The following is a 24868-nucleotide window of genomic DNA, read 5'->3' on the forward strand; positions in this document are numbered from 1 at the left end:
TCGGGGGCCGGTGGCGGACGGACGCGGCGTCGGGTGCCAGCTGCGACACAGGGCGGTGCCGCAGCCGGTACGGGACGGTGTTTTGTGGCGGTGCATCGGACGGGATGCGCCGGCGGAGAGGTCGGTCAGGCCATCGCGGGCTGCTGGCCCGGTGCGGACTCCTGGGCCTGCCGGGCGGCGGCGAGGTCGAGGCGGCCAGGGTGGGGGGTGGCACGCGGGGCGGTTCCGCGTGCTCCGCCGTCGGGGCCGATCCTTCGGCGACGGCACGGTTCGCCGGCCTGCGCCTGGCACCAGTCGCACCGCACTGCGAGGGCGTCGGGTTGGCCCTGGGCGATGGCTGCCTCCCGGGCCGCGCGGGCGGGCCGGTAGGGCGCGAGCGCTGCTCGGGCTGCGGGCGGTATGCAGGACCCGATCTCTTGCAGCCGCGCTTTCAGGTCCGGATCGAGCTGGCCCATGGTGATCGCCCGGGCCTGTGCGGGCTGGGTGGTGCCGGTGGCTACCGCGCGGCGGGCGCCGACCAGCTCGGCGGTCCAGGCGGCCTGGTCGTCCGGGTCGACGGACGGTGTGGGGTCGGTGTGCCGGCCCAGGCGGTCGCGGCGGTAGCTCTCCCACGGGCGGGCGATGTCCGCGGGCAGGATCGGGTACGGCGAGAGGCTGATGTGCTTGCGGGCGGCGACGCTGGCGTCCCAGCCGTGCGGGGTGGCCTTCGGCACGTCGCCGAGCAGCTCGTGCCACTGGGCCAGCTGGTCGCCGGCCTCGCCCTGGTCGGTGCGGATGGTGCGGGGGTCGAGTCGGCCGATGTAGGCCAGCAGGGCGGCGATTTCGCGGCGGTCCATGGTCAGCCCTCCGTTCCGGTCGGCTCGTCGAGGGCGGCGAGGAGGGCTGCGGTGTGGGCCTGTGCCCTGGTCATGCCGCCCGGTGCAGCCGGGCCCTTGCCGGGCAGGGCGTAGAGATTCGGGCGGCCCGGAGCGTGCTCTCGGGCGATCCAGGAGCGCCAGTCGGCAGCCCAGGCCCCCGCACCTCGCGGCTTGAAGTCGGCGCGGTGAGCGCGCCACTTCGCGTCGGCTTCCTGCAGGCCCTCCTCGCCGAGGCGGTCGAGGTGCCCTTGCTGGCGGGTCCAGGCGTGGGTGTCTGGGTCGACCTGCCATTCGGCTGCCGAGGTGCGCGAGGTGCCACCACTGCTGTACCTACTACGGTTCACCTTCGGTTCACTACGGTTCTGGGGTGTGGAATCCGTACCGTTGAGGGTGCGGATTCCTGACCGTCGGGGGTGCTGATTCCGTCGCGAGGGTGCGGAATTCGCACCGGTTGGATTCCGTCGGGAGGGTGCGGAATCAGTCCCCTTCGTGGGCCAGATCCCGTGCCGCTGGAGCCTCTCCGGCTGCAGCTCGGGCACCGGATCCGCGTCGGACGGCTCGACCTCCGCGTCCGGGTCTTCCTCCCTGGCCTTGTCGACCTTGGCCTGGTAGGCAGCGGCGCGGGGCAGACGGTAGACCGTCGTGCGAAGCGGGCCCTGGTAGCCGTCGATCAGCTCCAGCTCGTCGCCGTCGGCGAGGGCCCGGAGAGCCGTGCGTACGGCGGTCAGCGATGCGTTCGTTCGCTCGACCAGGCTCGTCATCGAGGCCCAGGCGACGCACTGCTTGTCGGGCACCCGGTCGGCGATCGACAGCAGGACCAGTCGCGCGGTGCCCCGGCTGGAGCTGTACTTCCACACCCACTCGCGGGTCTCGACGCTCATCGGCCGCTCCCGCTCGCGAGGCGGGGCCGACGGCTCAGTGCGGCGCAGGCCATGTGGATGGGCCTTTTGCGCAGGGCAGGAGGCATGCAAGAATCCCCTTTGCAGTGTTGCCACGCTGAGACGTCCCGTGGAAGGGATCAGCGTGGTGATGGTGGGCAATCGCCGCCCTTGCCGGGGCGGTTATGCCGTTTGGCGTTCGGCGTCCGGGAGTTCACAGCTCTCGGGCGCCGCCGCTGTTTTCGGACCCATGTGGTCCGGTCCGTATGTGCTCGCTCCTCGCATTCGCAGTGCCGGGCAGGTTGCCCGGGGGACGACGAACATACGCAGAGACCCGTGTCAAGATCCAGAGTTGGTTCTTAATCTCTGTACTAGTCGCAGAGAGTGAGGCCGTAGGGCGTCTTGGTAGCCCCTCGAGGGTGCCGGCCTGGTCCGCCAATGAGGGTCTTCGAATTTAGTGGGGGTGTGCTTCCCGTCGGCTGCGGCGCGTGGTTGCACAGCGTGAGCGCAGGCGTTGGTTCGCTCGGTTGCGGAAGCCGAAGGCGTTACGTGCTTCGAGCTTGATGAGGCGGTTGTTGCCTTCGGAGGCGGCGTTGGTGATGCCGGTGGTCAGGTAGGTCTCGATGCCGTCCCACCACTGCTCGACGGTTTCGGCGAGGGTGACGAGTTCGGGCAGGTGAGCGTGGTCGGCGACGTGGGCGAAGAAGCGGTGGCGTGCGGTGGAGATCGCGGAGGGGTCGGGGGTGACGTGCCGGCGCGTGACGGCCAGGCCCAGGAGGTCGCGCAGGAGTTCCTTTCCCTGCCAGGCCGCGTAGATCTGCTTCCCGTAGGTGCCCATGGACTCCAACTCGGCCTTGAGGAGGTCGCGTTGTTTGTCTGTGAGGTCTTCGTTGTTGCGGCGCAGGAGTTTGCGGACGGTGTAGATGCTGTCGCCCTTGCGGGCCCGGCGGCCGTGCTGTTTCCAGGTGAGGCGTCGGCGCAGGTCGGCGAGGTGGCGCTGGGCGAGTTGCACGATGTGGAAGCAGTCGACGACCACCCTCGCGTGGGGCAGTGCGCGGTGGATCGCGGCGCGGAAGGTGGAGCAAAGATCGATGGCGACGTAGCAGATCCGCTCGCGCCAGGCGGTGGGCTGGGCGCTCAGCCAGTCGGCGACCGAGGCCGCGTTGCGGCCCTCGACCTGCCCGAACAGCCCGCGTCCGCCGATGGCGTCGACGAACCCGATGTGCCAGGCGTCCGCCACCAGCTCCCACTTCTCGGTGTCCGGGTCCTGCTTCCACACCGGCTTGCCCCGCCGGGTCTCGTCGATCCCGATCGCCTCGGTCACCGGCGGGTCCTCGGGCAGAACCTCCGCGGCGTAGTGCTCGAAGCAGTGCTGGACGATCGGCCAGGACAGGCCCAGATCCCGGCCGGCCTGTACCACGGTGCGGCCGCCGTCGACCACTGCGGCACCAGCCGCTTCGCGCAGTGCGGCAGTGGTACGCATCCGGGCGGGCACCTGGGGTATCGCCTCGGTGAACGAGCCGCGCGCGCAGGCTACTTCGGTGCAGTGCCAGCGCGCCTTGCGCCAGCGGATACTCACCGGGCGCCCGCCGCAGGACAGATGTCTCGGGGCGGTGGTGCGGTAGTCCTTCAACCGCGTGGCGAAAACCCCGCACGAGGGGCAAGCCCTCGCGGAGTCCTCGCTCGTCACGACGTACACCGTCGATCCACCCGCTCCGTCGTCCTTGACCTTGGTCACACTCACCCCCTCCAGCCTCAGCAGTCGTGTCGCGTCCCTGTTGATCTCGGTATCGTGAGTGCTCAAGTCCGTGGGTTTTCATGATCGGTTGCGTAGAGAACAACCATGATCACGAAGACCTGCGGGCTTCTCGCGTCCGGGGCACCCGCACTGCAGGCCCATCACGGACGGTGACCAACCGTCAGGTCGTCACCGTCGCACCCCCACTAAATTCGAAGACCCGCCAATGAGCGCCTACCGCGTTTCCCCGAGGCGCTCCACGAGCCCCAGGGGCGTAGTCGCTCGACGGGGGCGGGGCAGCAGGCTGCTCGCTCCGGGTCTCGGAGATGAGCTTCACAGTGCCCCCCACACGGCTTGCGCCACAACGATTTGTTGAACCTCCTGGCCAGAGCGATTTAAGCCAACCTTCACCATGACAGTCAACGATGATCTTTTGTCCACTTTAGATGGATAAGTCGCCGAGGTGACACGTACCCAGTCAAGGACCTACGGTCCCGTAAGTCGCTTACGAAATAGGGGGAATGGCATTCCCTGAGGGGAACTGAAAAGGCGTTAGATAGGTGGTCTAGACCGGAGAACTCACCCGGTGACGAAAACCGGCAACCTTTTGCCGGTTTCTCCAGCCCGGTCGCTTATCGATCATGGTGATCGTCCGCTTCGGGCACGAACGTGACGTGATGTCGGAAGTAGGTGGTTCGATTTTTAACATCATGTAAGGGGTGCCCTTTGTGTGCCATGCCACATGTGCTTACGGGTGCGCAAAAGTTGCGTAGGGTTCTTCCGGGGAATAGTCGGGTGCGGGGGGTTCGGTGCATGCGCCGAACCCTTTTGCGTGCCCGGATTTTGGGATTCCCCTGCACAGATGTAAAGGCAGGTTTCTTGTGGGCACAAAGCGTCTTGGCAGCGACGAGGCTGCGAACGAGCAGGCGTTGGGGCAGAGCACTACCCCTGCGGGTGAGAGCGGCTCGGAGAACGGCGGCGGACAGCCGGCGGCCGGCCGGTTCATGGGATTCGGAGCGATGCTGCGCGGGTGGCGCAAGACCGCGCGCATGAGCCAGAAGAGCGTGTTCAGGGTTCTGGATGTGAGCGAGCGGACGTACCGCAACATCGAGCAGGGTGCGATCCCACCACGATGGAGCCGGGAGCAGTGCGAGGCCCTTGCGAATCTGCTCGGCCTTGACCGCGACGCGCGTCACGCGCTCGCCCTGCACAACATCGGTCCGCACCAGATCCTGTCGAACGGCACCGGCCAGCCGGAGCTTCAGCTGGCGCTGCGCCTGCTCCTAGACCGGCAGATGCCCAGTCCCGCGTACCTGTGCGACAAGCACTGGAACATCCTCGCGTACAACACGGCGATGGCCGAATGGTGGACCTGGGTCATGGAGCCGGGTGCAAACCTCATCCTGTGGGCGCTGACGGATCCGGAGGCTCGCGCCCAGTACCAGGACTGGGACAAGCACGCTTCGGCCTACGTGAAGATGCTCAAGTTCGCCGAGGCCACGAAACCGGATGACGTCTCGCCGCGCGAGCTGGTCGCCTTGCGTGAGCTGATCGACAAGGTCAAGCGGGACCCCGACGCCCGGCGCGTCTGGGAGACCGAGCACGAAATGGGCGAGACGCGCGACGGCCACGTTTTCCGTATGAACGTGCCGGCCTTGGGGTGGGAGACCGTTGAGGTCGTCAGCCACGTCCTCTTCCCCGCGTCGATGCCCGACTGTCGCTTCGTCGTGATCACCTGGGTCCAGGACGGAGACGAGGAGCGCGACGCGCTTGGGGGCCCGCGCAATGCTTGGGCCACAGCGAATGCGGACGATATTGACGTGGCCGCCGCGCAGCGACACGCACAGAACCGTGCGGCCGAGGATGCCGCCACCCGCTGGCGGCGCGAAGCAGCGTCCCTCGCCTCCCGGGCAATCGTGGCCACCGCCGGGGAAGCGGCTGCCCATGCCGGGAAGGGCGGCATGCCGCTGCCGGCCATCAGCAAGGTTCTGGGACCAGACGCCCAGCTGACGCTCGCCCCCGACAAGCGCACCGTGGTGTGGGCTGTGGAGGAGGCGGTCGGGTGCTGGTCCGTCACGCACGTCTCACCCGCCACGGTGATCGCCCGCATGCCAAGGAGCGCTCTGAAGGGCACGTGCCTCGCCGAGATGCACCAGCTTGTCCGCACCGCGCTGCCAGCCGACACCACCGCGGCAACCGTCCGCATCGGCCAGCTTCTCGACGAGCGCGACACCGAGCAGAGCGTGCTCCGCGAGGTCCTGCACGCGATTCAGGCGAGCGATACCGATGTACCCGATGCCCGGGAGGCCAGCCAGGTCCCTAGGTCACCGACCCCGCCGCCGTAGCCGAACCGCTCACTCAGCAGGTGCGATCGCCATCGCACCCAGCCCTTCGCACAGAAAGATCTCCCATGCCCAAATACACCTATCCGCTCCCGCTGCGCTGGGCCGATGCAGACAGCTACGGGCACGTCAACAACTCCCGATACCTGACCTACCTCGAAGAGGCACGCACGAGGATGGTCCAGGAGATGCTGCCGGCGGACGAGGCCGAGCGGCGACGGCACGCCTTCGTGGTCCAGCAGTCCGTCGTCGACTACAAGGCGCCGCTGGACTACCGCAACGAGCCTGTCAGCGTGGACGTCTGGGTCGTCGCCTGCCGAGGTGCGCGACTCGAACTGGGTTACACCATCCGGGACGCGGAGAACACATACGCCGAGGCAACGACGAAGATGGCCGCCTACAACCTGGAGACGGGGGCGCCGCGACGCATCTCGGAAGCCGAGACAGAGTTCTTCGCGCGCTACAAGTTGGCCTGATCCGACGCGGGCGGAGAGCGATGGCCGGTGAGGGCGGCGCTGTTGTCGTCGGGACCGATCCCGGCTACGTACGCCGCACGAATGTGGTGACGCAGCTCGCACTCGCTCGCCCGGCACTTCAAGTCCACACCACGCTGGCGGACACGATCGAAGCAAGCCGCGCAGCCATAGGGGCCTCACAATGATCGTGGTCTGGGCCCTGCTCGGGCTAATCGTCGGCATCTTCATCGCGGCCGTCCTACGCGGAGCCGTACGGGCGGCCCGGGTCTCGATCAGGCAGGACCTGATGTCGCTGGGCGGCATGCAGGAACTCGCTGGCGCGTTGGCGCAGATGACGACCACTGCCTATGCCTTCGCGGCGCCTCTCCTTAAGGAGCGGGAGTCCTGGATCGGCTGGCTATGGTGGCGTACCCGGATGGGACCGGACGGGAAGGCCGAGCGGGAAATGGGCTGGGCCCTCACGTACCGTCGGGCGCGGAAAGCCGCTGGGGCGCCTCTCGACTGGCGGCTGTCCAGTGGCAGCGAGGTCGTGGTCGTCCCCAGGGACGCCCGGCTGCCAGCCGTGGAGGACCTGAACGGAGCCCGCCCACAGGAGCGTTGAATCCAGATTGCGCGGAGCGCACCCAGCGAGATGAGTGCAGCGAATAGGGCAAGGTGCTGGATCTTGTCACCGCCGCGCCCGCGATCTCACCGCTCGCGTTACCCGGTGGGCAGGCTCGGGCGGCCCGCACGATGAGGTCCGGCGGTGGGGGGGCGCGCGGCGACGTCGCCGTCAGGCCGGTTCGCTCACGCGCGGCGGAACGAGCGGCGATCCTCAGCTGCCGCCGCCGAGCCGGACCGTCGCCAGGTGGTCCCAGGTGATCGTCCTGGCCTGAGCGTCCGAGGTGACGTCCACGAGGTGAACGGCAACCCGCTGGTCGATGGTGGCCATCAGTCCTCCGCTCCGTATCGCCAGTCGTCCACGTCGGGCTGCGGCAGGGCGTCGACACGCTTGATGAGGCCGGGCAGGGCTTCGCCGAGGGTGACGGTGCCGAGGTTGAGGAGGAAGACGCCGTCGCGGTAGTGCTCGAAGCCCAGTTGCTGCCAGGTCTTCCGCAGCGAGGCGACTGCGGTTTCCCGGTCCTCGTCCGGGCCGTCGAGCGGGGCCGGGTAGCAGGCCGCCCCACGGCAGCCGGCGCTGAGCCTGTTGATGGCCCGCCCAACGAGGGCAGCGCCGACCCCGAACCCACGCCACTTTTTGACGAGCTTGGCGCTGTTGAGAATGAGCATGGCGGGGTAGATCGGCTCGGTGAAGTCGTCCAGGTCATCGTGGAACTGCCCGGAGCTGACGTCCAGGATCGTCTCGGCGATGAGGCCGACATCCCCGTCGTGACCGTCGAGCACCCCGAAGAGGTCCCGGGTCTCGAATGGATCGGCGCGGAAGAACTCGAAGGCGCCGATGTGCTCGACGATTTCGTCGCGCTCGTGGTCGAACAGGTCCGCCGAGACGTTCCAGATGACGGGCTCGTCCTCGCCGCTTTCGAACCAGCACTCCTGCTGGGTATAGGTCAGCTGGATGGTACTGGCGGGACCAGGGAGAACACGGGGGCCGTCGGTCTTGGTCATGTCACAGGTCTCCTCGGTCGCCATGGTGCTCGAGATGAACGGTAGCCCGGCAAACGCCGCACAGCTGCAGCTCCCCTTAGCCCGGGCACGTCGCTTCCGGCCAAACCCGCTCCCTCGGGGGCGCTCGTGCTGGGGCTATTTCTTGGCGACCACGTACACGCTGCCCCACTGCCGCTTCGGATTTGCCATCGTGGCGTCGAAGTCCCACGGTTCCACAGCCCGGAACCCGGCCTCGGTGAAGAGATGCATCAGCTTCTCCTCGTCGTAAGCCCACAGATGGGGCGTGTAGTTGGGGGTGTCGTCCTGGTCGCGGAAGGTGTAGTTGATCAGATCGAGGAAGGTGCTGATGTCGCCGAGGCAGTCCCGCTTCGAGTACCACCGTTCCACCATCTCGGCGGCCAGCTCAGAGTTGGCGGGGTAGTGCCTCAGGAGGAACGCGGCGTCGGGCACGCCCGTGACCAGCTGCCCGCCGTCCGTGAGTACGCGGTGCGCTTCGTGGGCGTAGTGCTTGACGGAGCGGGGATAGTCGATGTGCTCCAGGAAGTGCTCGGAGAACATGAGCTGAACGCTGGCATCGTGCAGGGGGATTCCTTCCCGGATGTCCCACAGAAGGTCGGCGGGTGGGACGGCGTCGATATTGAAGAAGCCGTCGATCCGGTGGGCGCCGCCGCCGATCTGCACCCTCTCGGGCGTCGTGTCGATGCGGCCGTTCGGCCAAGCCAGGCTGCTGGCTTGGTGGTAGCGGCTGATCTCGATCTCCTTCGCTGTGGCCCGCAGGGTCCGGGCGAGCCCGTGGCCGGTCGCGGGGTCCTGCAGGAGGGCAGCGATCTGCTCGCGGAGGAGGTCGAGCGAGGGCGCAGCGGGGTGCACGGACATGTCGTCTCCTGACGGGGCGGATCAGTTCGGCGAGGGTTCGGGGACTGACCACTTGTTGTTGCGCATCAGCGTGTACTTGATGTCCACGAGCCGGGGCGCGATGGTCAGGTCCAGTTTCTCGACGGGGTGCACGCGGCCGGCCTCGTCCCGGACTGCCCGGTAGATGCTGTACTCCAGTTCGGGGTATGCCGGGTTGATGCCGACTTCACCCTTGGGCATCGTGCCGTTGAAGGGCGCGATGATGTCCATGTGGTTCCAGTAGTTCCACGCCTGGAGCGCCTTGTGCTGGTCGAAGTAGAAATAGAAGTCGGGGTATCGACCGAAGGTCCGTAGCTCGCGGTGGATGAGGTGGCCGAGCAGCGGCCCCATCTGGGTGGCGAGGCTGTCGAACTCCCAGCGAGTGTGGCGCCAGGCTTCCGGTATCTGGCCGGGAGTGAAGAGGCGCGCGGCAACGAGATAGCTGATCCGGTCGCGGAGGTAGGCGCGGGCGTGCAGCGGATCGACGGTGGTGTCAACGCTGGCCAGGAGAACGTCGAACTTGCCGGGGGCAGGGCGGAACTTCGCGAGGTCGAACCTGCCGGCCATGTCGGGGAACGTGGCGAACAGCATCTCTTTGTAGAGCCAGTTGTTGAACTCGCCGCGCTCGGCCAGCTGCTGGGTGTGGTCACTGGTGGAGTGAAGCATCTGGTACTCGGCCAGGGCCTCGAAGTACAGGTATCCAAGGATCGGCAGGCGCGGGATCGTCTCGTCCAGCAGCTCAAGGAAGGACGGGGCGGCGACGTCCGCGCCTTCGTAGACGATGGCTGCCGCGAGGGCGAGGAAGGCAGTGCTGTTCTTGATGCGGCTGACGATCGTCTCGCGCAGTGCGGACCGCTCGGCGTTGGACAGCAGATATTCGAGGTCGCTGTAGATGCTGAGGTGGATCGCGCCCAGGCGCAGGTAGTCCACGCCCGCCAGGCCGCGGTACGCACGACGGGGCCGGGTAATCTCGAAGATTAGCGGGGTCGGCGTACGGCCTTCGCCGCCCTTGGCCACGAACGCCGGGGCTTCCTTATTCAGGACGTACTCGGCGAGGTTGTGCATCCGGAACCCACTACCGTGCACAGTCAGCGGTGCGCAGTAAATGCTCCCGACCAGGCACCCGCCCGACGGGTACAGGAAGCCGTTCTGGCTGATCTCCTCCAAGGCGTGGGTGACGTGCAGCAGGTGCATCGGCCCATCCCCGTTGAGGGTGTCGAAGAGGGCGTTCGTCCGCAGGAGCGCGCCGTGAGGGGTCTCATCGGCCAGCCGGTGCTCCCACCGGGCGGACTGCTCGGCGAGGGGCCCCGCCTGGTCGCGGGTGTCGGGTAACAGCGGCGTGTCGTAGAAGGCGTGGGCATCGGCCCACAGGTGATACGCGTCGTGGGTGTCCATCAGGTGATTAACCCCCGCTGCTCCAGAGCTTTGAGCACGGCGTCCGCGCTGTCGATGCCCGCGAGGTGAGCGGCTTCGGATGCCACCACGAGTTCGAACGCCGTGGGACGCAAGGAATCGAAAGCGGCGGCCCGTACGCGGGCGGGGTCCGGCCACCAGGAGAGTTTCGGGAGGCGGTAGCGGTCCAGGGCGTCGGCGGCCTTGAGCAGGTCGGTGATGTGCCGGGCTCGTGCGTAGTCGGTGAGGTCGTCCGGGGCGAAGACGTCGTAGGGCACGTCGTGCAGCCGGACGGCCGTCGCCACCGAGACGATGCGCTGCGGGGTGGGCGCCATGTGGAAGTGCGCCCAGACCGTGTCGGCGTTGTTCGTCAGCCAGATCGCGGCGCGTGCCCCATGCCCGCGGTCGTCCTTGTCGTGGACTCGGCGGCAGTCGTGGACGGCTGCGGCCATCACGAGCGTCGCCGTGTCGTCCTCGGTCAGATCGTCGGCATCTGCGAGAAGCGCGGCCAGGGTGGCGGTGCGCATGGCGTGGCGAACGCCGTGCAGCGAGTCGGCAAGCTGGGAGTTCGCCATCCAGGCGGTGGGGATGGCCGAGCGGTAGACCAGCCGCTGGGAGGTGGCCCGAAGCGCCGGAGTCACCGCGTGGGGGAAGTCCGGCCGGTTGGCCTCGATCCATCGCACGGTGGCATGGTCGGTGAACTGGTGGTGCGGAAGCTGCTTGCGTGCAGCCAGCTCGACCAAGCTGTCGGCCGACGGGGTGGTACTCATCGGGCCTACCCCCTCAGTGGGTCGGAACGGCGGATGCCGATTAGGTCTGCGGCTCGATCTCCTCGAACGACAGTTGATCCTTGCGGGCCTGCTCGGCAGACTCGAACGCCGAGGTGAAGTCGGCCAGCTCCTGCTCGGTCATCAGCGTCACGCCCAGGTCCTGGGCTGCGGTGGTGATGCGGGCTACGGCCTCTTCGCGTGCCGTGTCGCTGGCGTCGTCGTCCAGCAGCACTTCAAACTCGGTGTGGTGGCCCCACGCCTCGCTCCACTTCACGGCGATCTCTACGCCTCGGAAACGGTAGTTGTGCCGCTGGTTGTCCGCCTGGTGCATGTGTGGCTCGAAGCCGAGGGCGTTGAAGACGGCCACAGCCGCGGGGACGTCCTCGCGGGCGATGGGGAACTCTGTCTCCGGGAAGGCCGCGCCTTGGCCGATCTTGCTGTGCTTGAGGGTGATCTTGGCCGTGCCGGCGGCGGTGTTGTCGGTGACCTTGAGCAGCCTGTCGGGCAGAACATAGAAATAGATGTGCTTGTCGTCGCGGCCCAGGTCAGTGGCTTCGCCCTCCAGGCGGGCCGTGAGCCGGTCGTGGGTCTCTTTGTCGTACCGGGCACGCATCTCGATCTCGATGGGCAACGGCTTGGTCCCTTCTTCGGGCATGGGTGGTCCGTCCGAGCCCGCTCAGGCGGGGGCCTGGCTGGTCCGGTTGGTGGGCGGTATGCAGCTGTGGCCCGCGGCGGTGCGGTCAGCGTGCGGACGTGATCCGCACCGCCGTATCAGGGCGCGTGGGCGTCAGCCGAGGTCGCCGAAGCGGCTGCGTACGACGCCTTCGTGCAGGTAGTTCGGCAGGTCAACGCCTCCGACGGAGGTGCGCTGCGTGGCGACCTGCTCCTCGGTCTCGGCGGGAAAGCCTTCAAGGAGCTGGAGGGTCTGCTTCACCCACTCGCGGGACTTCTCCCAGTCGTCGGCGTCGCGGTGCCGGACGGCCAACGCGTAGGCCGTCTCCGCCGCGGCCCATCGGTCGGTCGCCAGCTCTTGCTGGAAAACCGACTCCAGTTCCTGGACGGACGCGACGCGTGTCTGGTTGGTCATGGTGCCCTTTCGGTTAACGGTGTACCCCAGTGGTGCTCAACGCTTCGGCGCCCCCGTGGTGACGTCGTCAGCCTCAGCTGGCGAAGATCTCGGCGAGCGTGCGGTAGTCGTGCAGCTCGTCCTTGTCGAACCACAGCTCCACCTCCTGCTTGGCCTCCTCCTTGTTGCCGCTGGCGTGCACGAGGTTCGCCACGGCCTTGCCGGAGGCCACGCTGGCGGCCTTGCCGTAGTGCGAGAAGTCGCCCCGGATCGTCCCGGCCGGAGCCTCGTTCGGGTACGTGCTGCCCACGAGCTTGCGCACCGTGGCGATGGCGTCGAAGCCTTCGAGTACCAGGGCGATGACCGGCCCCTGCTGCATGAACGCGGAGGTGACGTCGTAGACCTCCTTGCCCAGGCGCTCTTCGAGGTCGAAGTAGTGGCGCCGGGTGAACTCGGCGTCCATCTGCTTCATCTTCACCCCAACGATCTTCAGTGCCGCTTCCTCGAAGCGGGTGATGACCTTCCCGCCGAAGCCGCGAACGAGCGCGTCGGGCTTGAGCAGCACAAGCGTGCGCTCCACTGTCTGGTCCTGATCCTGGGACATGGTTCCCTTTCATCTGCCACGCGGGTGATATGACGGTCGCTCAGCGCGTCAGTGACTGAGGTTACCTGCGCCGGATCGGCCCATAGGGCCTGGCAGTTGGGCTACAGATGACGCTGTTGGCTCACCCTCCTGATACGGACATTCGATAGCCGAAAACTGATGTCCTTTGAGCGCCGGACGGGCGCCTTCGGAGAAATCGGATAGGTGTGCTGCCAGTTGCAGGCGGTGGCTTCCAGCGTCCTCCCGTCGTTCAGCTACTCATGCCAGACCGTGCCCGACGCGGAGTCGACACGGACCGACCGGGCCCCCGGGGCGGCCAGGGCGTGACGCGAACCCTGGGCGGCGACTTTCGGCCCTTCCTGGTGGGACTGCGATCCTCCAACTCGCGTATCCCCCAGGGGTCTGAACTAGCATGCTTGGGCGACCGCATCGCTCGCACGTATGTGCGAGAGTGTGGGGTCGGTCTGGGGCGGCACGCCTTAGAGTCAACCGGTGTTCGCTTCCCGCCGCCATGAAGCGGCAGTGCAACTCGCCTGCAGTCGGAGCGCATTGACCATGCACGTCGCCGATCGGATACGTGAGGGCCGCGATGGAAGTTGTAGACGTCTGGACCGGCCAGCTCGCCTGCACACTCCAATCCGCCCTCCGCATGACCAACGAGTCCTTCGCCAACCGCTTGGGCATCTCGCCACGGACCGTCGCCACCTGGCACTCCGACTCCGACGTCATCCCCCGCCCAGAGATGCAACAGCTGCTCGACTCCGTCCACGAGGACGCATCAGCCGCTGTCCGCAAACGATTCGCATCGATGACGGCGGCAACAAGCCAAGCGGGCACCGCAGCCACGGCCTCCAAGGCCCAGGCCCTGCGCGTCGCCATCGCTGTCGTCGTTCGTGACGACGAAGTTCTGATGGTCTGCCGCCGTGGCGATGACGCATCCGGGATCACCTGGCAGTTCCCCGCAGGCGTCATCAAGCCCGGCGTCCGGCCGGAGACCACGACCATCCGCGAGACGCTGGACGAGACCGGTGTGCATTGCGCCATCCGCCAGAACCTCGGCGAGCGGCTCCACCCGGTGACCGGCGTGCACTGCATGTACTTCCTGTGCGAATACCTCGCTGGGGACGCGACGAACAGCGATGTCGTGGAGAACGTGGACGTGACGTGGGTAGCCAAAAGCACGGTCACCCGCTTCATACCTGCTGACAAGATTTACCCGCCAATCCTGGAAGTGCTGGAGGAAGACATATGACCGAGCAGACGGCAGCGGAGCGGCCGGGTATCTCCGCCGCGATCGTGGTTCACGAGAACCGCGTCCTGATGGTGCGGCGCAGGATCTCCGAGGGCCAGTTGTCCTGGCAGTTCCCCGCCGGCGAGATCGAAGACGGGGAGACTTCCGAGGAGGCGGCCGTACGCGAGACGCAGGAAGAGGTTGGCCTGGCCGTGGCCGCGGTCCAGGCTCTCGGTGAACGAGTCCACCCCAAGAGTGGAAGGAACATGTCCTACACCGCCTGCGCGGTCACGTCCGGCACCGCTTACGTGGCTGACAAGGACGAGCTGGCGGAGCTGAAGTGGGCTGCGCTTGCCGACATCCCGGAACTCGTTCCGTACGGCCTCTTCGAGCCGGTGCAGGCTCATCTCGACAGCGTGCTGAGCTAGCTGTCGGCGGGCCCGCCGGTGAGGGGCTACATCAGCTTCTCGAACATGTGCTGGAGCTACCGGGCGGTCGGCCGTTGGGCCGGGTCCATGCACAGATCTGTCAGGACGATGTCTTCGAACGCAGGGAAGGGCCATGGCCGGATGCTTGTGAGGGTTCGGCAGCAGCTGACTGGCGACTATAGACGGACACATGGTGCGTACTGGTCGCGGTAAACGGAGAGCCCTTCCAGTCGGCTGTCCGCCGTTCCAGGCGCAGCCCAGCGAGCTGCGCCATCAGGTCCAGCTCGGCCGGATAGGCATAGCGCATGACCTTCGGCAGAAGACGGTAGCCATCCGGGCCGACGCGTACTTCTTGGGCCCGGACGATCTGGTGCACGGGGTCGTGGACGAATGCGGACCAACTCAGGTGTTCTTCGCTCATTTCGCGGACGATCATCTGCTGGCGTTCGGAGGACATGCCCGAGGTATGCGGGACGGCCGCTTCGACGACGAACCGTCCCTGGGGGGCGAGGTGCCTGGCCGCGCTGCGGAAGCAGCTGACCTGATCTTCTTGTTCGGTCAGCAAGAAGAGCGTGCTCGCTATGACGTAGACGAGTGGGTAGTGCGTTCCAAGGTCGAACCGCGCCATGTCGCCGATTCGCGCCTGGACAGGCGAGTGCCCCTCAGGCGTCTGCTTTTGATGCTCTTCGAGACGGTTGATCATCTTCTGGGAGGCGTCAAGGCCGAAGACGGGCGTCCCCCATTCGGCCAGCGGGAAGGCGACGCGGCCCGTCCCGATGCCCAGCTCCAGGGCTGCGCCGTCTCCGGCGAGGTCGGAGAGGACGGCAGCGGCGGCACTCGGGTCCTGGTTACGGGTCTCCTCGTCGTAGTACGGCGCCCACTGGCCCCAGCGGGCGGCTTGCTGGTGCAGGTCCTTCATGATCTCCCCTGTGGTCGGCGGTCGATTTCAGTGCGGTGTGCGCATGACCCCATTGCGTGGTGTTGCGCGAGTACGCCGCTGGCGAGCCAGGCGACAGGCTCGACGGTCTGGGGCGCCGAGGAGTCATGCCGGCCCGTCCACCGTCGTCGCGTCTGATGTGTCGTCGGCGTAGAGGGTGAAGTACGCGGGGGTGTGGTCGATGGGCAGATCGGTGCGCCAGCTGGTGAGGATCTGGGCACTGCAGACGAACAGGCCGTCGGGAAGCTGATCGAGAGGGTGCCAGGCCCAGTCGCCGACGCTCTCGTCCGGCTGCGTGGCCAGCTGCCCGCGCCAGGCGTGGACGAGGGCGCCCACGGTGACCCGCAGGACACCTTCGACGTGGTCGACGAGCGTGCCCAGGAGCCTGACGTCTGTTGGGCGGGCGATCAGACCGGTCTCCTCGCCGAGTTCGCGGATGACCGCTTCCGCGAAGGACTCGCCGGCCTCCACGCTGCCGCCGGGCAGTTCGAGGGTGCCGCGGCGGTGCCGGCCAAGCAGGATGCCCTGTTCGCTGTGCAGGATCGCTCCGACGCCCACGGCCGCGTGCGCGGCTGGCGCGCGGGTGCTGCGCGGTCGGCTGGAGACGCGCGCCGGCCGGGTTGGCAGGCGCCGGGCACGGATGAGCTGCTGGACGACTGTGGCGCTCTCGTCGGGGTGCGGTAGCAGGTCGATGGCCTCGACTCGGAAGCCGTACGAGGTGAGCAGGTCTTCCCACAGATGCGGTGCCAGGACCCACATCTGCGTCGGCAGGGGCGGGTCGTCACGCAGCAGGATCATCTGCTCGCGGGGCGCCACCTCCGTGGACGGACCGCGGCCGTGCAGGTCGGTGTGCAGGAGCGAGAGGATCAGCGGGGTCCCCGGACGCAGGCCGTCGCGCAGTGCCGGCAGCGAGCGGTGCGGGTCCATGAAGGCGAGCGTCCCGATCGCGTACGCCGCGTCGAACGGCTCGGCTCCAGCCAGGTACTCGGTCACGTCTGCCTGGACGAAGTCCACGCCGTCAACGTCCGCGTGGGCTGATACGGCTCGCTCGTGCTGGGTCGGAGACAGTTCGATGCCGGTGACGCGGGCTCCGTGTGCCTGGGCGAGATGGACGGCGTGGTGGCCAGCTCCGGATCCGATGTCCAGGACACGGCGGCCGGTGACGTCGCCGAGGACTTCCGTACCCGGCCCGATCCCTTCCCAGGGCGTCCAGCCGAGCCGGTCGGGGATGGGCGGGGTGTAGGCCCGGTCCAGTTGGCGCTGGCCGTAGATCTGCCAGGCCCGGGTGTTGGTGTCCTCGGCGGGCACGGTTTGCCTCCTCGTGGGGGTGCTGGGGGTCAGGTGTGCGTGATCAGGTAGGCGGGGCCCTCGCCGCGCCGGGCTCGTTCGATGGCGTCGAGGCGGGCGAAGGCGCGCGGCGCCATCAGCCCCTGCCAGGTCGCGTGGTCGTGCGCGGCCCACATGTCGTGCTCCGCGGGATCGAGGCGGATCCAGCCGAGCTGGTCGGCGGTCAGCTGACCACCGTCGAAGATGAGCCCCACCTTGTTCAGCGGCTGCCGCGGCCCGGCGTGCAGGAAGTGCGTCAGGAGCAGCTTCGGCGTGTCCAGCCCGAGTTCGAGGCCGATCTCCTCGACCGCCTCGCGCCGGGCGGTCTGCAGTGGGTCCTCGCCCGGGGCGTCCAAGTTGCCGCCCGGGAACTGCCAGAGTCTCGAGCCGTAGACCGAGCGGAGCTGGACCGGTCGGTCGTGCTCGTCGCGGATGTAGAGGCAGCCGTACACCGTGTGGTGGGGGACGGTCTGCGCGTACTGCATAGGCGTCATCGGCATGGGGCGGCCGAGCCGGGCAGGGCAGTGGTCGAACGCGAGGGCGAGAACGCCGAGCGCTTCCTTGGCCGGCGGGTAGATGCTGCGGATGTTGGCGAGCAGCTCGCCGGGCGGCCCGTCCGGATCGATGCGCACGGTGTCCTCCGAGCTGAGCAGGTCCTCGAAGGAGGGGTACGGGGTGATCCGCTCCACGATGACGTCGAGGTCCCGCCCGGTGTCGCGGTCGTGGAAGACGACCGTGTCACCGGCTGCGACAGCGCGATTCTGCGGGGTGGCCACCCTCACTTCGATCGTCTTGCGCCCTGCTTCCACCTGGCGGTAGTACCGCCCGAGCAGGTGCATGTGGTGCTCGTATGGTTCGGTTCCGGCCGCGGCCGGGCTCGGGACAGCTGGGATCGCCTGCTGGCTGTCGTCAGGCATACATGCCTCCGTTCGATGCGTTCCGACCGTCGCGACCCGTGGAGCGCAACCGGGTCAGGGTGCGGTGACCGCGCTTCTGCGTTGCCAGATCGGTGTGGGTGGCGAGGAACGAAATGGACGAGGACGCCGGCGCGCTAGGGCAGCTCAATCGGTCCGTATCGTGCGTGCGGCTCCTGCCGCATCAGCGCGTCGTACCGGTCCGCCGCTGAGAAGTGCCAAAACTCCGTTCCATAGTTGGTAAAACCCGCGTTCTCCATGGCGTCGAGCAGCAGCGTGCGGTGGTGGCGCGCGTGATCGCTGAGGTTCGGGGCGTGCGTGATGCAGGCCCCGTCGCTCTCCTCGGGGGAGGCATTGACGCGGGTGCCGAGGTCGAGTTCGTGGCCGTCCTGGTCGACGAGGGTTACTTCAACGGCCGCGCCCGCGGAGTGGGGCGCGATCTCGGGTGGCGACACGTACCGGCTGGCAGCCTGGTGCAGCTGCTCAGCTGTCCAGCCGGGGTGCGCGGCGCCCAGCTCGTCCAGGTACTCGGTGAAGTAGCGCTGCTGTAGAGCCAGCGGCCGGTAGCCCTCGACGAACAGCAGGTCGGTGCCGGCGGGCAGGAGCGAGCGGGCGTGCTCCAGCCGGGCTAGGACGCCCTCGCGGACGTGGGCGAACGCGCCCAGCGGATCTTGCTTGCGGGGATCGACGCGGAAGCTGTGGTCACGCACGTCCACGAGCGGCTCCCCGCACTCGCGCACCGGGATCGCGGCGACGAGAGGATCGGACATCAACACCAGACTGTTCATGGAGTCTCCCTGTGACGGCGTGCACTGCGGTGGCTGAATTGGGGAGGCAGAAGCCAGATCGGTTTCGCGGAGGATGCGCGCCATGGTGTCCTGCAGCGTGCTGTCGGCCGGGATCACGGTCTCCGGACTGCCGGGGAGCAGATCAAGCTCGCGGTACCAGGAGGCGAGGTGGCTGTCGGTGACTTGCTCCAGGTACGCGGCATCAGCCTTCGACGCGTGTCGGACAATCGTCGTTTCCAGCGGCACGTCCAGGTAGTAGCAGCTGGAGACGCCGCGGTGATCCCGTAACAGAGACGTGATCATGTGACCGTAGCGCTCGGCGTACAGGATCCCTTCGAGTACCACGTGGAAGCCGGCGTTCAGGGCTTCGCGTGCGATCCTGCCCAGCAGGGCGATGTTGGCGCCGCGCGCGGTGTCGTGTTCCCTGAGCACGTTGCGGCGGATCACGTCCTGGCCCACAATCGCGATCCCGCGGCCGTGGTGATCTCGCAGACCCTGGGCCACGCTTGATTTGCCTGACGCCGAGTTGCCGCGAATCACCACGAGGCGGGTGTCCTCTCGGCCGACCGCAGTCGCGGTGGACAGACGACGGTGCGCGTCGCCCGGTGTGCCAGTCATGCGGGCCAGCCCGTCTCGCTGTACAGCTCCCCGTTCTGGATCTTCGCGATAGCCAGTCGGGTGTAGGGGACGAGATCGTCGGGAAGGGCGGTGGGGTCCCAGAATTTCCACTGGGTGCACTTGTCCGGCTCGCGCAGTTCCGGCTCGCCGCTCCAGGCGCGTGCGCGGAAGAACAGGCCCAGGCGGGGCGGGTTCCTGGGCTTGCCGATGTGGTGGACGACGTGGATGAGTTCGACGTCCTTGCGCTCGATGTGCAGGCCGGCTTCCTCGTGTGCCTCCCTGATCAGGCAGGCGATGGCGTTCTCCTGTGCGAGGTGGCCAGCCAGGACGTGCCAGGTGGACGGCGCGAACGCGGAGTTGGGGTGGCGCAGCCCGAGCAGCACCGTCCCGTCGGGCCGCTCCAGATAGAGGTGGACGCCGATGATGTTGGGGACCGTGTCGTGCGGTGAGGCCGGACTCTCCTCCTCGGGTTCGGGCCCGTTCTGCGTCGCCGGAAGGCTGGCGGCGTGGCGCCGTACGAGGTCGCTGGTGGTGTCTGCGATGCGGAGGCGGTGGAGGTCGTCGGGGGCGAACCAGGCGAGCATCACCCCTTCTGTCAGGTGGAGTTCGTGGGGATCGCCGTTCCAGCGGCCGGCATAAATGGCGATGGGCACGCTCGCGCCGGCATCGTCGGCGGCGTACTCGGTGCCGAACGGGGTCAGGTCGACGAGGTCGAGGCCGGCTTCCTCGGCCAGTTCACGCCGCGCGGTGTCTTCCAGGGTGGTGTCCTGGCGCTCTCGTCCGCCGCCCAGCAGGGACCACATGCCCGGCTCCCAGATCCGGCCGGGGAAGTAGTCGCGCAGGTGGAGCAGGTACTCACCGCGGTCGTTGTAGATCAGGGCGGAGGCGTTGGCTCTCTCAGGTTCGGCCTCCGGGGTGAGCTTGAGCAGCTTCTCGTGCAGGGAGGGGGAAGTCACCCGGTCCACGGGACGCCACTCGATGCCGCCGACCTCTTCTTCCTGCAGCACCACCTCCGCTTCGGTCTCGGTGTGCAGGCGGAAGAGGAACCGGAGGTCGAAGTGCTGGTGCCCGGGTTCACTCTTGCCCGGGTGGGCGTCGATGTCGTGGATGTCGATGTCGAACGGCACAGTCTCGTAGCCGGGCCACGGCGTGACGGCCTGGGGCGGGATCCCGGTCTCCTCGTGCAGCTCCCGCAACGCCGCCCCTGCCAGGGACTCGTCGGCGGGCTCGGTGTGTCCGCCGGGCGCGAGGACCTTCCCACTCGCCAGGTGCAGCACGTGCAGGACGCGGCCGAGAGGGTCGACGACGATCGCGCCGCAGGTGACGTGTCCGGTGAAGGTGGAGCGGCTGGCGATGTCGGTGGGACCGTCGAGGGCGTCCAGGAGGGCGCCGAGCTGCTCGCGCTCGTGGGGGTGGCGAGCGAGGTAGGTCTCGACGGTGGTGCGGATGTGGTCGTGCGACAAAGGCATGGGGCTACCTCAGAGGTACGTGGAGCGGGACGAGTCGAGGCGGGGTGGTCGTTCGGGTCAGCTCAGCCGCATCCCCTCCGCAGGGATCTCCTCGATGGCGGCGGCGCGAGCGTTCGGCAGGCCCCACCGCTCCCGTGCTGTCTCCACCGCAAGCTGGGCCTGCCGTGCTCCGGGCGGGCCCCAGCCCAGCAGGGCTGCTGCCTGGGCGGGAGTGGCGAGCAGCCGGGCGAAGGAGTGGCCGGTTGCGGGGTCAACGGCCGTCGACCCGATGGCGGTGACCCGGGCGGCCAGGCGGAGCCGGGCGTTGGGCCCCACCCCGCCGTAAACCTCGCCGGTCTCGTCCAGCACCCAACCCAGCCGCACCGGATCGGCCAGGATGAGCTGACCCTCCTCGGCGGCTTCGCGGTGCAGGGTCCCCTCGGGCGTCGTGTCGATGCTCTCCACGGTGCCGCCGGGCAGCATCGGCAGGGCGCCCCGTGGGCCGGGGTCGGCCACGACGACTACCCGGCCATCGGGGATGAAGCACCAAGCCCAAGCTTGTTGGACGGGCAGATGCCTGGGGATGGGGCCGCGGTTGAGGGGGCTGTCCCACATGGGGCGGTAGCGAACGTGGACATCGTGGCGGTCCAGCGCCGGGGTGCCGATGATGTGCCGGCCGTCGGCAAGGTGGGCGGTGGCGGTGTTCCCGAGCCGAGCCCTGTAAGCGGCGAGCATGATCTGTCCGTCCACGGGCCGCAGACGCTGCACCGCCTCCCGGGTCTCCAGGAAGGCGAACTCGGACAGCTCCTCGCGCGGCAGGCGGATCGCCTCCACCTGGTCGGGGGTCAGGATCCCCCCGTCGAAGACGAACCGGACCTCTCCGGGACAGGGCGCGTCGGGCCGAAGGTCGGGGCGGTGCGGAGAGAGGGAGTGGACGGCGAGCACCGTCGACAGGGGCAGATCCAGGCCCAGTTCCTCGGTGATCTCGCGCTGGCAGGTGACGTGCGGGTGTTCGCCATATTCGACGACGCCTCCCGGCAACAGCCACGAGTCGTCCCTGCTGTAGGTGGGGTGGACCAGCAGGACCCGGCCGACCGCGTCGGTGATGATTGCGGCGGCGCCGAGCCACGCCGCGTGCCGGGAAGCGGCGAACTGCACCACGGATGGGTTGGTACCCGGTGCGACGTGATCCGAAGGGGAGACGGAAGAGGCCACGTGTCGCTGCCTTTCAGGACGGTGGGCAGGGGGTGCATCCAGGGTGGGCCGGGGTGATCAGGCGCTGCCGCTCATCTGGCGCTGGAGTTCCCACAAGGACTTAAACAGCCCCGGTTCCTGGGTGAGTTGGGTGTAGGTGCCCTCCTGTACGATCCGGCCTTCGTCCAGAACCACGATCCGGTCGGCGAGGGCCACGTTGGTGAGCCGGTGTGTGATCAGCAGGACCGCCCGGTCCTTGGCCAGTTCGCGCAGGCCGGCGAAGATCCTGTGTTCCGCACGGGCGTCGAGGGCGGCCGTGGGTTCATCCATCACCAGCAGCGCCGCCTGCCGGTGGAAGGCGCGGGTAAGTACAAGGCGCTGCCACTGCCCGCCGGAGAGCTGCTGACCACCGAACCATTCGCTGGTCAGGAGGGTGTTCAAGCCGGAGCGCAGGCCCGGCAGTATCTCCGCGGCTCCTGAGGATTCGCACGCGGCGAGCAGCGCTGCGTCGCTGGTGTCGCCCTGCCCGAACGTGATGTTGTCGCGCATCGTCAGCGGTAGATACGTGAATTTCTGCGGCACCAGCGCGACATGCTCCCACGCTCCCCACGGATCGAGGTCCGCCGTGGAGGCGTGGTCCCAGGCCACGTCACCCTCGGTGGGCAACAGCAGCCCGCACAGCAGGCGCGAGAGGGTGGACTTGCCGGAGCCGTTCTCCCCGACCAGCGCCACGATCTCGCCGCGCTTCATGTGCAGCGAGACGTTGCTCAGGCTGTCCTTGGGGGCACCGTCGTAGCGGTATGTGACGTTGCGGACCTCGAAGCGCTGCGGCGCGACGGCCAGGGGCTTGGTGCCGCGGGAGTCGGACATGGCCTGGCCGTGGGCGTTGTCGAGGAAATTCTGCCAGTCCTGCACGTACCAACCGGTGCGCACCAGGCGGGCCCCGCCGGTGATGATGCCGCGCACCGAGCCGGTGGCGGTCTGGAGAGCGAAGACGGCACCGCCTCCGGCCGCCAGGCTCATCCGTCCTGACGCCAGGAGCCACAGCAGCGCCGCCCACACCGCGATCGAGGCGACCCCGCCGGCCACGGCTCCGGCCAGCCCCATCCAGGCACCGGTGTTCGCGGCATGGCGTTCAGCGGCGTTGACGGAGGCGGCCAGCTTTCGGTACCGACCGATCAGGAAGGGGCCGGCCAGGCAGGCCCGCATCTCCTCGCTGGATTCCTGGTAAGCCATGTGCCAGCGCAGTTTGCCCAGCATCCGGCGCCGCCCAGAGGTCTCCAGCCCGGCGAGGTAGATCACGCGGGCCGAGCGGACATAGGCGGCGGCTTGCGGCAGGCACGCGAGGAAGAGAAGGGGAAGGAGCAGCGGGTGCAGGACGGTCAGCACGGTAGCGCCGGCGGCGAGCGTGGCGGTGGCCGCGAGGATGTCCTGCGCTTCTTCGACGAGGTCGGGGGTGACCTGGGCGCCGCGGTCGGCGATGTCGTAGGCGTCGTTGTAGCCGGGTTTGTTGTTGGCTGCCAGTTCCGCGCCGAGCGCGGCCTCGACCATCGTCAACTCCGCGGCTCGCCCGAGCACCGGGCGCAGACGGCCGGTCAGCCAGACGACCGCGATGCCCAGCACCGCGCGCAGCCCGGTGGCAGCGGCGATGACGGCCAGCTGTGGGGCGGCATCCCACAGCCGCTCGGTGATGTCGCCCGAGGAGATCAGAGCGTTGATCGTGGCCGTGACGGCCAGGAGGCCCAAGGCTGCGAGGACGCCGGTTCCGATCTGGCACACCATCAGTCCGATGGTCGCTCCGCGGTCCACCCGCCAGGCCATTTGTACGGAGCGCCGCACGAGTGAGGGCAGGCGCCGCGCCATGGTGCGCGACGTTAACTGGGAGCCGGCCTGGAGCCGTGACTCATCGCGGTAGAGGTACTCCTCTTCTCGAACACTGGCTTCCTGCGGTTCGTCGTCCGACCGGGTCCCTTTCGGTGGTTGCGGCGGCTGATCCTGTGTAATGGCCGAGGTCATCGTTCCCCCTAGGACGGTCGCTGCGGCAGAGTCGCCAGGTCTAACGACACGGCTGCGATATCGAACACACGTCATTCGGTCGTGCTGGGAAGCCCGCTATCTCCTGCGTGCGGAACCTTGCAGGCGCGGGATCCCTGGTCTGGCTTGGAGCGGCTCCGGGTGGAAATTGGCCGAAACGCCGACGCTGCCGTGCGGCGAAGAGAATCCGGCAGTTCCTCCCGGTCGTCCCGCTCCTAGCAGGGATCTCGTTCGGTCTTCAGCAGCCTTTCCAGCTCTGCCTCGGCATGGGCGACCGCACCCGTCAGCGCCTCGTAGTGGTGGGCGGGCAGTGCGCCGGATCCCAGTCCGGCCGCGGCGATCACCGCGTTGAGTGCGAGGGTCGAACCCGCGCCCAGCGCGGACACGGCGAGGGGGTGGTGCAGTACATCGCGGGCGGCGTAGGCGTCGAGCTGGGCCACCTTTGCGATGGTTTTGGTGAGAGTGCCTGCAAACGGCCCGTCGGGGTCCAGTTCGAAGGCACTCAGGCCCGCCCGGGTCTGGAACACGGCGGTCGACGGATCGGGAGGGGTGAGGAGCGCGGCGGCTTCGACCAGGACATGTTCGAGGTCGGCCTGCGCAACCGGTACGCCGACGTGACGGCAGTGGGCGCGCAGAAGCAGACCGATGGAGGTCTCCCAGGGCTCTGTGGGCTGGGCGGTGTCGATCAGGTCGAGGGCCTGCTGGTTTCGCCCTTGTTCCATCAGGGCCATGATTTTGATCTGTCGACCGTCGAGGAGCCGGTTGCCGATGCCGCGGTGGTGGGCCATGGCCTCGGCCGCTTCGGTCCACCGGCCGATGCGTGCGAGAGCGCGGGCGCCGTCCACGAGCACCGTGACCCACAGCTCCTGGCACACCTGCCGGTGATCGGCTTCGGTGCTGGTCAGGGAGGACAGGTCGACGACGCGGCCGTCTATCTCGGACTTTCCTCGCTGACGGGCGGCCTGGTTGAGGCGGGTGAGGAGATCGTAGGCCGCCTCGCCTTGGCCGTTGCGTGTCAGTAGCCGGGAGAGGTTGACCAGCGGCATCAGCGACATGACGCCGATCGGCCCGCTCAGGCGTCCGGCGTCGGCGAAGACCTGGTGCTGGCGCCAGCACAGATCGGTGGCCAGGCCGGACAGGCCGACGTCGGAGGTAATGAGTGCGGCGTAGTTGAGGACACTGCAGGTGCGGGCCACCAGGTCGTAGTGGCCCGCACCTGCAGGTGCGACGGTCAGCCCGGTGAGGTGGTTGATGCGCTCCTCCAAGGGAAGCGCGGGCGCCTTGGTGCGGCGGACCAGGGGTATCCGGCTGGCTATCGCGGGGATCAT

The 24868-nt window shown here is 68.0% G+C and carries 23 protein-coding genes; 5 read left to right on the forward strand and 18 right to left on the reverse strand.

Annotated elements, in window-relative coordinates:
* Positions 1-125: 125 nt before the first annotated feature.
* The 3 genes from ACLLJJ_RS26090 to ACLLJJ_RS26100 form a co-directional block, all read right to left on the reverse strand.
* Entirely contained in the window at positions 126-836 is a 711-nt protein-coding gene (locus ACLLJJ_RS26090; RefSeq protein WP_283522669.1) for a zinc finger domain-containing protein, read from the reverse strand.
* Positions 837-838: 2 nt separating this feature from the next.
* Positions 839-1738 carry a helix-turn-helix domain-containing protein gene (locus ACLLJJ_RS26095; RefSeq protein WP_434595875.1) on the reverse strand — a complete coding sequence of 300 codons (900 nt, stop codon included), beginning with the start codon at positions 1736-1738 and terminating at the stop codon, positions 839-841.
* A gap of 451 nt (positions 1739-2189) precedes the next feature.
* The gene (locus ACLLJJ_RS26100; RefSeq protein WP_434595814.1) at positions 2190-3539 is read right to left on the reverse strand and encodes an ISL3 family transposase; all 1350 of its coding nucleotides are present in this window, start codon (positions 3537-3539) and stop codon (positions 2190-2192) included.
* A gap of 743 nt (positions 3540-4282) precedes the next feature.
* On the opposite strand from ACLLJJ_RS26100, the gene ACLLJJ_RS26105 reads away from it, so the two are divergent.
* From ACLLJJ_RS26105 to ACLLJJ_RS26115, 3 genes are all read left to right on the forward strand, one after another.
* The gene (locus ACLLJJ_RS26105; protein WP_434595877.1) at positions 4283-5818 is read left to right on the forward strand and encodes a helix-turn-helix transcriptional regulator; all 1536 of its coding nucleotides are present in this window, start codon (positions 4283-4285) and stop codon (positions 5816-5818) included.
* 65 nt (positions 5819-5883) lie between these two features.
* The gene (locus tag ACLLJJ_RS26110) at positions 5884-6291 is read left to right on the forward strand and encodes an acyl-CoA thioesterase (RefSeq protein WP_349362159.1); all 408 of its coding nucleotides are present in this window, start codon (positions 5884-5886) and stop codon (positions 6289-6291) included.
* Between the two features lie 181 nt (positions 6292-6472).
* On the forward strand, positions 6473-6892 hold the full coding sequence (locus tag ACLLJJ_RS26115; protein ID WP_434595879.1) for a hypothetical protein: 420 nt from the start codon (positions 6473-6475) through the stop codon (positions 6890-6892).
* Positions 6893-7221: 329 nt separating this feature from the next.
* Here the strand turns inward: ACLLJJ_RS26115 and ACLLJJ_RS26120 are convergent, their stop codons facing one another.
* The 7 genes from ACLLJJ_RS26120 to ACLLJJ_RS26150 form a co-directional block, all read right to left on the reverse strand.
* Positions 7222-7896 (reverse strand): hypothetical protein, encoded by a 675-nt coding sequence (locus ACLLJJ_RS26120; protein WP_434595881.1) that lies wholly within the window; start codon positions 7894-7896, stop codon positions 7222-7224.
* A 135-nt stretch (positions 7897-8031) separates the two neighbouring features.
* On the reverse strand, positions 8032-8772 hold the full coding sequence (locus tag ACLLJJ_RS26125) for a class I SAM-dependent methyltransferase (protein ID WP_434595883.1): 741 nt from the start codon (positions 8770-8772) through the stop codon (positions 8032-8034).
* A 21-nt stretch (positions 8773-8793) separates the two neighbouring features.
* On the reverse strand, positions 8794-10185 hold the full coding sequence (locus ACLLJJ_RS26130; protein ID WP_434595884.1) for a hypothetical protein: 1392 nt from the start codon (positions 10183-10185) through the stop codon (positions 8794-8796).
* Positions 10185-10952, reverse strand: coding sequence for a hypothetical protein (locus ACLLJJ_RS26135; RefSeq protein WP_434595886.1), 768 nt, complete (start codon positions 10950-10952; stop codon positions 10185-10187). The genes ACLLJJ_RS26130 and ACLLJJ_RS26135 overlap by 1 nt, the downstream gene beginning before the upstream one ends.
* Before the next feature lie 40 nt (positions 10953-10992).
* Positions 10993-11583: a CYTH domain-containing protein gene (locus ACLLJJ_RS26140; protein ID WP_434600525.1), complete on the reverse strand. Its 591-nt coding sequence runs from the start codon at positions 11581-11583 to the stop codon at positions 10993-10995.
* Positions 11584-11739: 156 nt separating this feature from the next.
* Positions 11740-12039, reverse strand: a complete 300-nt coding sequence (locus tag ACLLJJ_RS26145) for a hypothetical protein (RefSeq protein WP_185298031.1) — start codon at positions 12037-12039, stop codon at positions 11740-11742.
* A 73-nt stretch (positions 12040-12112) separates the two neighbouring features.
* Positions 12113-12622 carry a nucleoside-diphosphate kinase gene (locus ACLLJJ_RS26150; protein ID WP_283522678.1) on the reverse strand — a complete coding sequence of 170 codons (510 nt, stop codon included), beginning with the start codon at positions 12620-12622 and terminating at the stop codon, positions 12113-12115.
* A 589-nt stretch (positions 12623-13211) separates the two neighbouring features.
* Between ACLLJJ_RS26150 and ACLLJJ_RS26155 the strand changes: the two genes are divergently transcribed.
* Together ACLLJJ_RS26155 and ACLLJJ_RS26160 are read left to right on the forward strand one after the other, a co-directional pair.
* The gene (locus tag ACLLJJ_RS26155; RefSeq protein ID WP_434595889.1) at positions 13212-13874 is read left to right on the forward strand and encodes an NUDIX hydrolase; all 663 of its coding nucleotides are present in this window, start codon (positions 13212-13214) and stop codon (positions 13872-13874) included.
* Positions 13871-14281 carry an NUDIX hydrolase gene (locus ACLLJJ_RS26160; RefSeq protein ID WP_434595891.1) on the forward strand — a complete coding sequence of 137 codons (411 nt, stop codon included), beginning with the start codon at positions 13871-13873 and terminating at the stop codon, positions 14279-14281. Before ACLLJJ_RS26155 ends, ACLLJJ_RS26160 begins: the two co-directional genes overlap by 4 nt.
* Before the next feature lie 100 nt (positions 14282-14381).
* Here ACLLJJ_RS26160 and ACLLJJ_RS26165 read toward each other — a convergent pair whose 3' ends face one another.
* From ACLLJJ_RS26165 to ACLLJJ_RS26200, 8 genes are all read right to left on the reverse strand, one after another.
* Entirely contained in the window at positions 14382-15200 is an 819-nt protein-coding gene (locus ACLLJJ_RS26165; protein ID WP_434595893.1) for a class I SAM-dependent DNA methyltransferase, read from the reverse strand.
* Between the two features lie 123 nt (positions 15201-15323).
* Entirely contained in the window at positions 15324-16526 is a 1203-nt protein-coding gene (locus ACLLJJ_RS26170) for a bifunctional class I SAM-dependent methyltransferase/NUDIX hydrolase (protein WP_434595895.1), read from the reverse strand.
* Positions 16527-16555: 29 nt separating this feature from the next.
* Positions 16556-17461: an NUDIX domain-containing protein gene (locus ACLLJJ_RS26175; protein ID WP_434595897.1), complete on the reverse strand. Its 906-nt coding sequence runs from the start codon at positions 17459-17461 to the stop codon at positions 16556-16558.
* Between the two features lie 134 nt (positions 17462-17595).
* Complete coding sequence (locus tag ACLLJJ_RS26180) at positions 17596-18789, reverse strand: M15 family metallopeptidase (protein WP_434595899.1); 1194 nt, start codon at positions 18787-18789, stop codon at positions 17596-17598.
* A gap of 71 nt (positions 18790-18860) precedes the next feature.
* Complete coding sequence (locus tag ACLLJJ_RS26185) at positions 18861-20333, reverse strand: NUDIX domain-containing protein (RefSeq protein ID WP_434595901.1); 1473 nt, start codon at positions 20331-20333, stop codon at positions 18861-18863.
* 57 nt (positions 20334-20390) lie between these two features.
* On the reverse strand, positions 20391-21473 hold the full coding sequence (locus ACLLJJ_RS26190; protein WP_434595903.1) for an NUDIX hydrolase: 1083 nt from the start codon (positions 21471-21473) through the stop codon (positions 20391-20393).
* Positions 21474-21584: 111 nt separating this feature from the next.
* A complete protein-coding gene (locus tag ACLLJJ_RS26195; protein ID WP_434595905.1) occupies positions 21585-23522 on the reverse strand; it encodes an ATP-binding cassette domain-containing protein in 1938 nt (645 codons plus the stop codon).
* Between the two features lie 233 nt (positions 23523-23755).
* The gene (locus ACLLJJ_RS26200; RefSeq protein WP_434595907.1) at positions 23756-24868 is read right to left on the reverse strand and encodes a hypothetical protein; all 1113 of its coding nucleotides are present in this window, start codon (positions 24866-24868) and stop codon (positions 23756-23758) included.

Source organism: Streptomyces sp. A5-4 (assembly GCF_051131715.1).
Classification (GTDB): Bacteria; Actinomycetota; Actinomycetes; order Streptomycetales; family Streptomycetaceae; genus Streptomyces.

Excerpts from the sequence above, each read along its gene's own strand:
- ACLLJJ_RS26090 (WP_283522669.1), bottom strand. The coding sequence starts at position 836 with ATGGACCGCCGCGAAATCGCCGCCCTGCTGGCCTACATCGGCCGACTC.
- ACLLJJ_RS26095 (WP_434595875.1), bottom strand. The coding sequence starts at position 1,738 with ATGAGCGTCGAGACCCGCGAGTGGGTGTGGAAGTACAGCTCCAGCCGG.
- ACLLJJ_RS26110 (WP_349362159.1), top strand. The coding sequence starts at position 5,884 with ATGCCCAAATACACCTATCCGCTCCCGCTGCGCTGGGCCGATGCAGAC.
- ACLLJJ_RS26115 (WP_434595879.1), top strand. The coding sequence starts at position 6,473 with ATGATCGTGGTCTGGGCCCTGCTCGGGCTAATCGTCGGCATCTTCATC.
- ACLLJJ_RS26120 (WP_434595881.1), bottom strand. The coding sequence starts at position 7,896 with ATGACCAAGACCGACGGCCCCCGTGTTCTCCCTGGTCCCGCCAGTACC.
- ACLLJJ_RS26125 (WP_434595883.1), bottom strand. The coding sequence starts at position 8,772 with ATGTCCGTGCACCCCGCTGCGCCCTCGCTCGACCTCCTCCGCGAGCAG.
- ACLLJJ_RS26130 (WP_434595884.1), bottom strand. The coding sequence starts at position 10,185 with ATGGACACCCACGACGCGTATCACCTGTGGGCCGATGCCCACGCCTTC.
- ACLLJJ_RS26135 (WP_434595886.1), bottom strand. The coding sequence starts at position 10,952 with ATGAGTACCACCCCGTCGGCCGACAGCTTGGTCGAGCTGGCTGCACGC.
- ACLLJJ_RS26145 (WP_185298031.1), bottom strand. The coding sequence starts at position 12,039 with ATGACCAACCAGACACGCGTCGCGTCCGTCCAGGAACTGGAGTCGGTT.
- ACLLJJ_RS26150 (WP_283522678.1), bottom strand. The coding sequence starts at position 12,622 with ATGTCCCAGGATCAGGACCAGACAGTGGAGCGCACGCTTGTGCTGCTC.
- ACLLJJ_RS26155 (WP_434595889.1), top strand. The coding sequence starts at position 13,212 with ATGGAAGTTGTAGACGTCTGGACCGGCCAGCTCGCCTGCACACTCCAA.
- ACLLJJ_RS26160 (WP_434595891.1), top strand. The coding sequence starts at position 13,871 with ATGACCGAGCAGACGGCAGCGGAGCGGCCGGGTATCTCCGCCGCGATC.
- ACLLJJ_RS26165 (WP_434595893.1), bottom strand. The coding sequence starts at position 15,200 with ATGAAGGACCTGCACCAGCAAGCCGCCCGCTGGGGCCAGTGGGCGCCG.
- ACLLJJ_RS26175 (WP_434595897.1), bottom strand. The coding sequence starts at position 17,461 with ATGCCTGACGACAGCCAGCAGGCGATCCCAGCTGTCCCGAGCCCGGCC.
- ACLLJJ_RS26185 (WP_434595901.1), bottom strand. The coding sequence starts at position 20,333 with ATGCCTTTGTCGCACGACCACATCCGCACCACCGTCGAGACCTACCTC.
- ACLLJJ_RS26195 (WP_434595905.1), bottom strand. The coding sequence starts at position 23,522 with ATGACCTCGGCCATTACACAGGATCAGCCGCCGCAACCACCGAAAGGG.
- ACLLJJ_RS26200 (WP_434595907.1), bottom strand. The coding sequence starts at position 24,868 with ATGATCCCCGCGATAGCCAGCCGGATACCCCTGGTCCGCCGCACCAAG.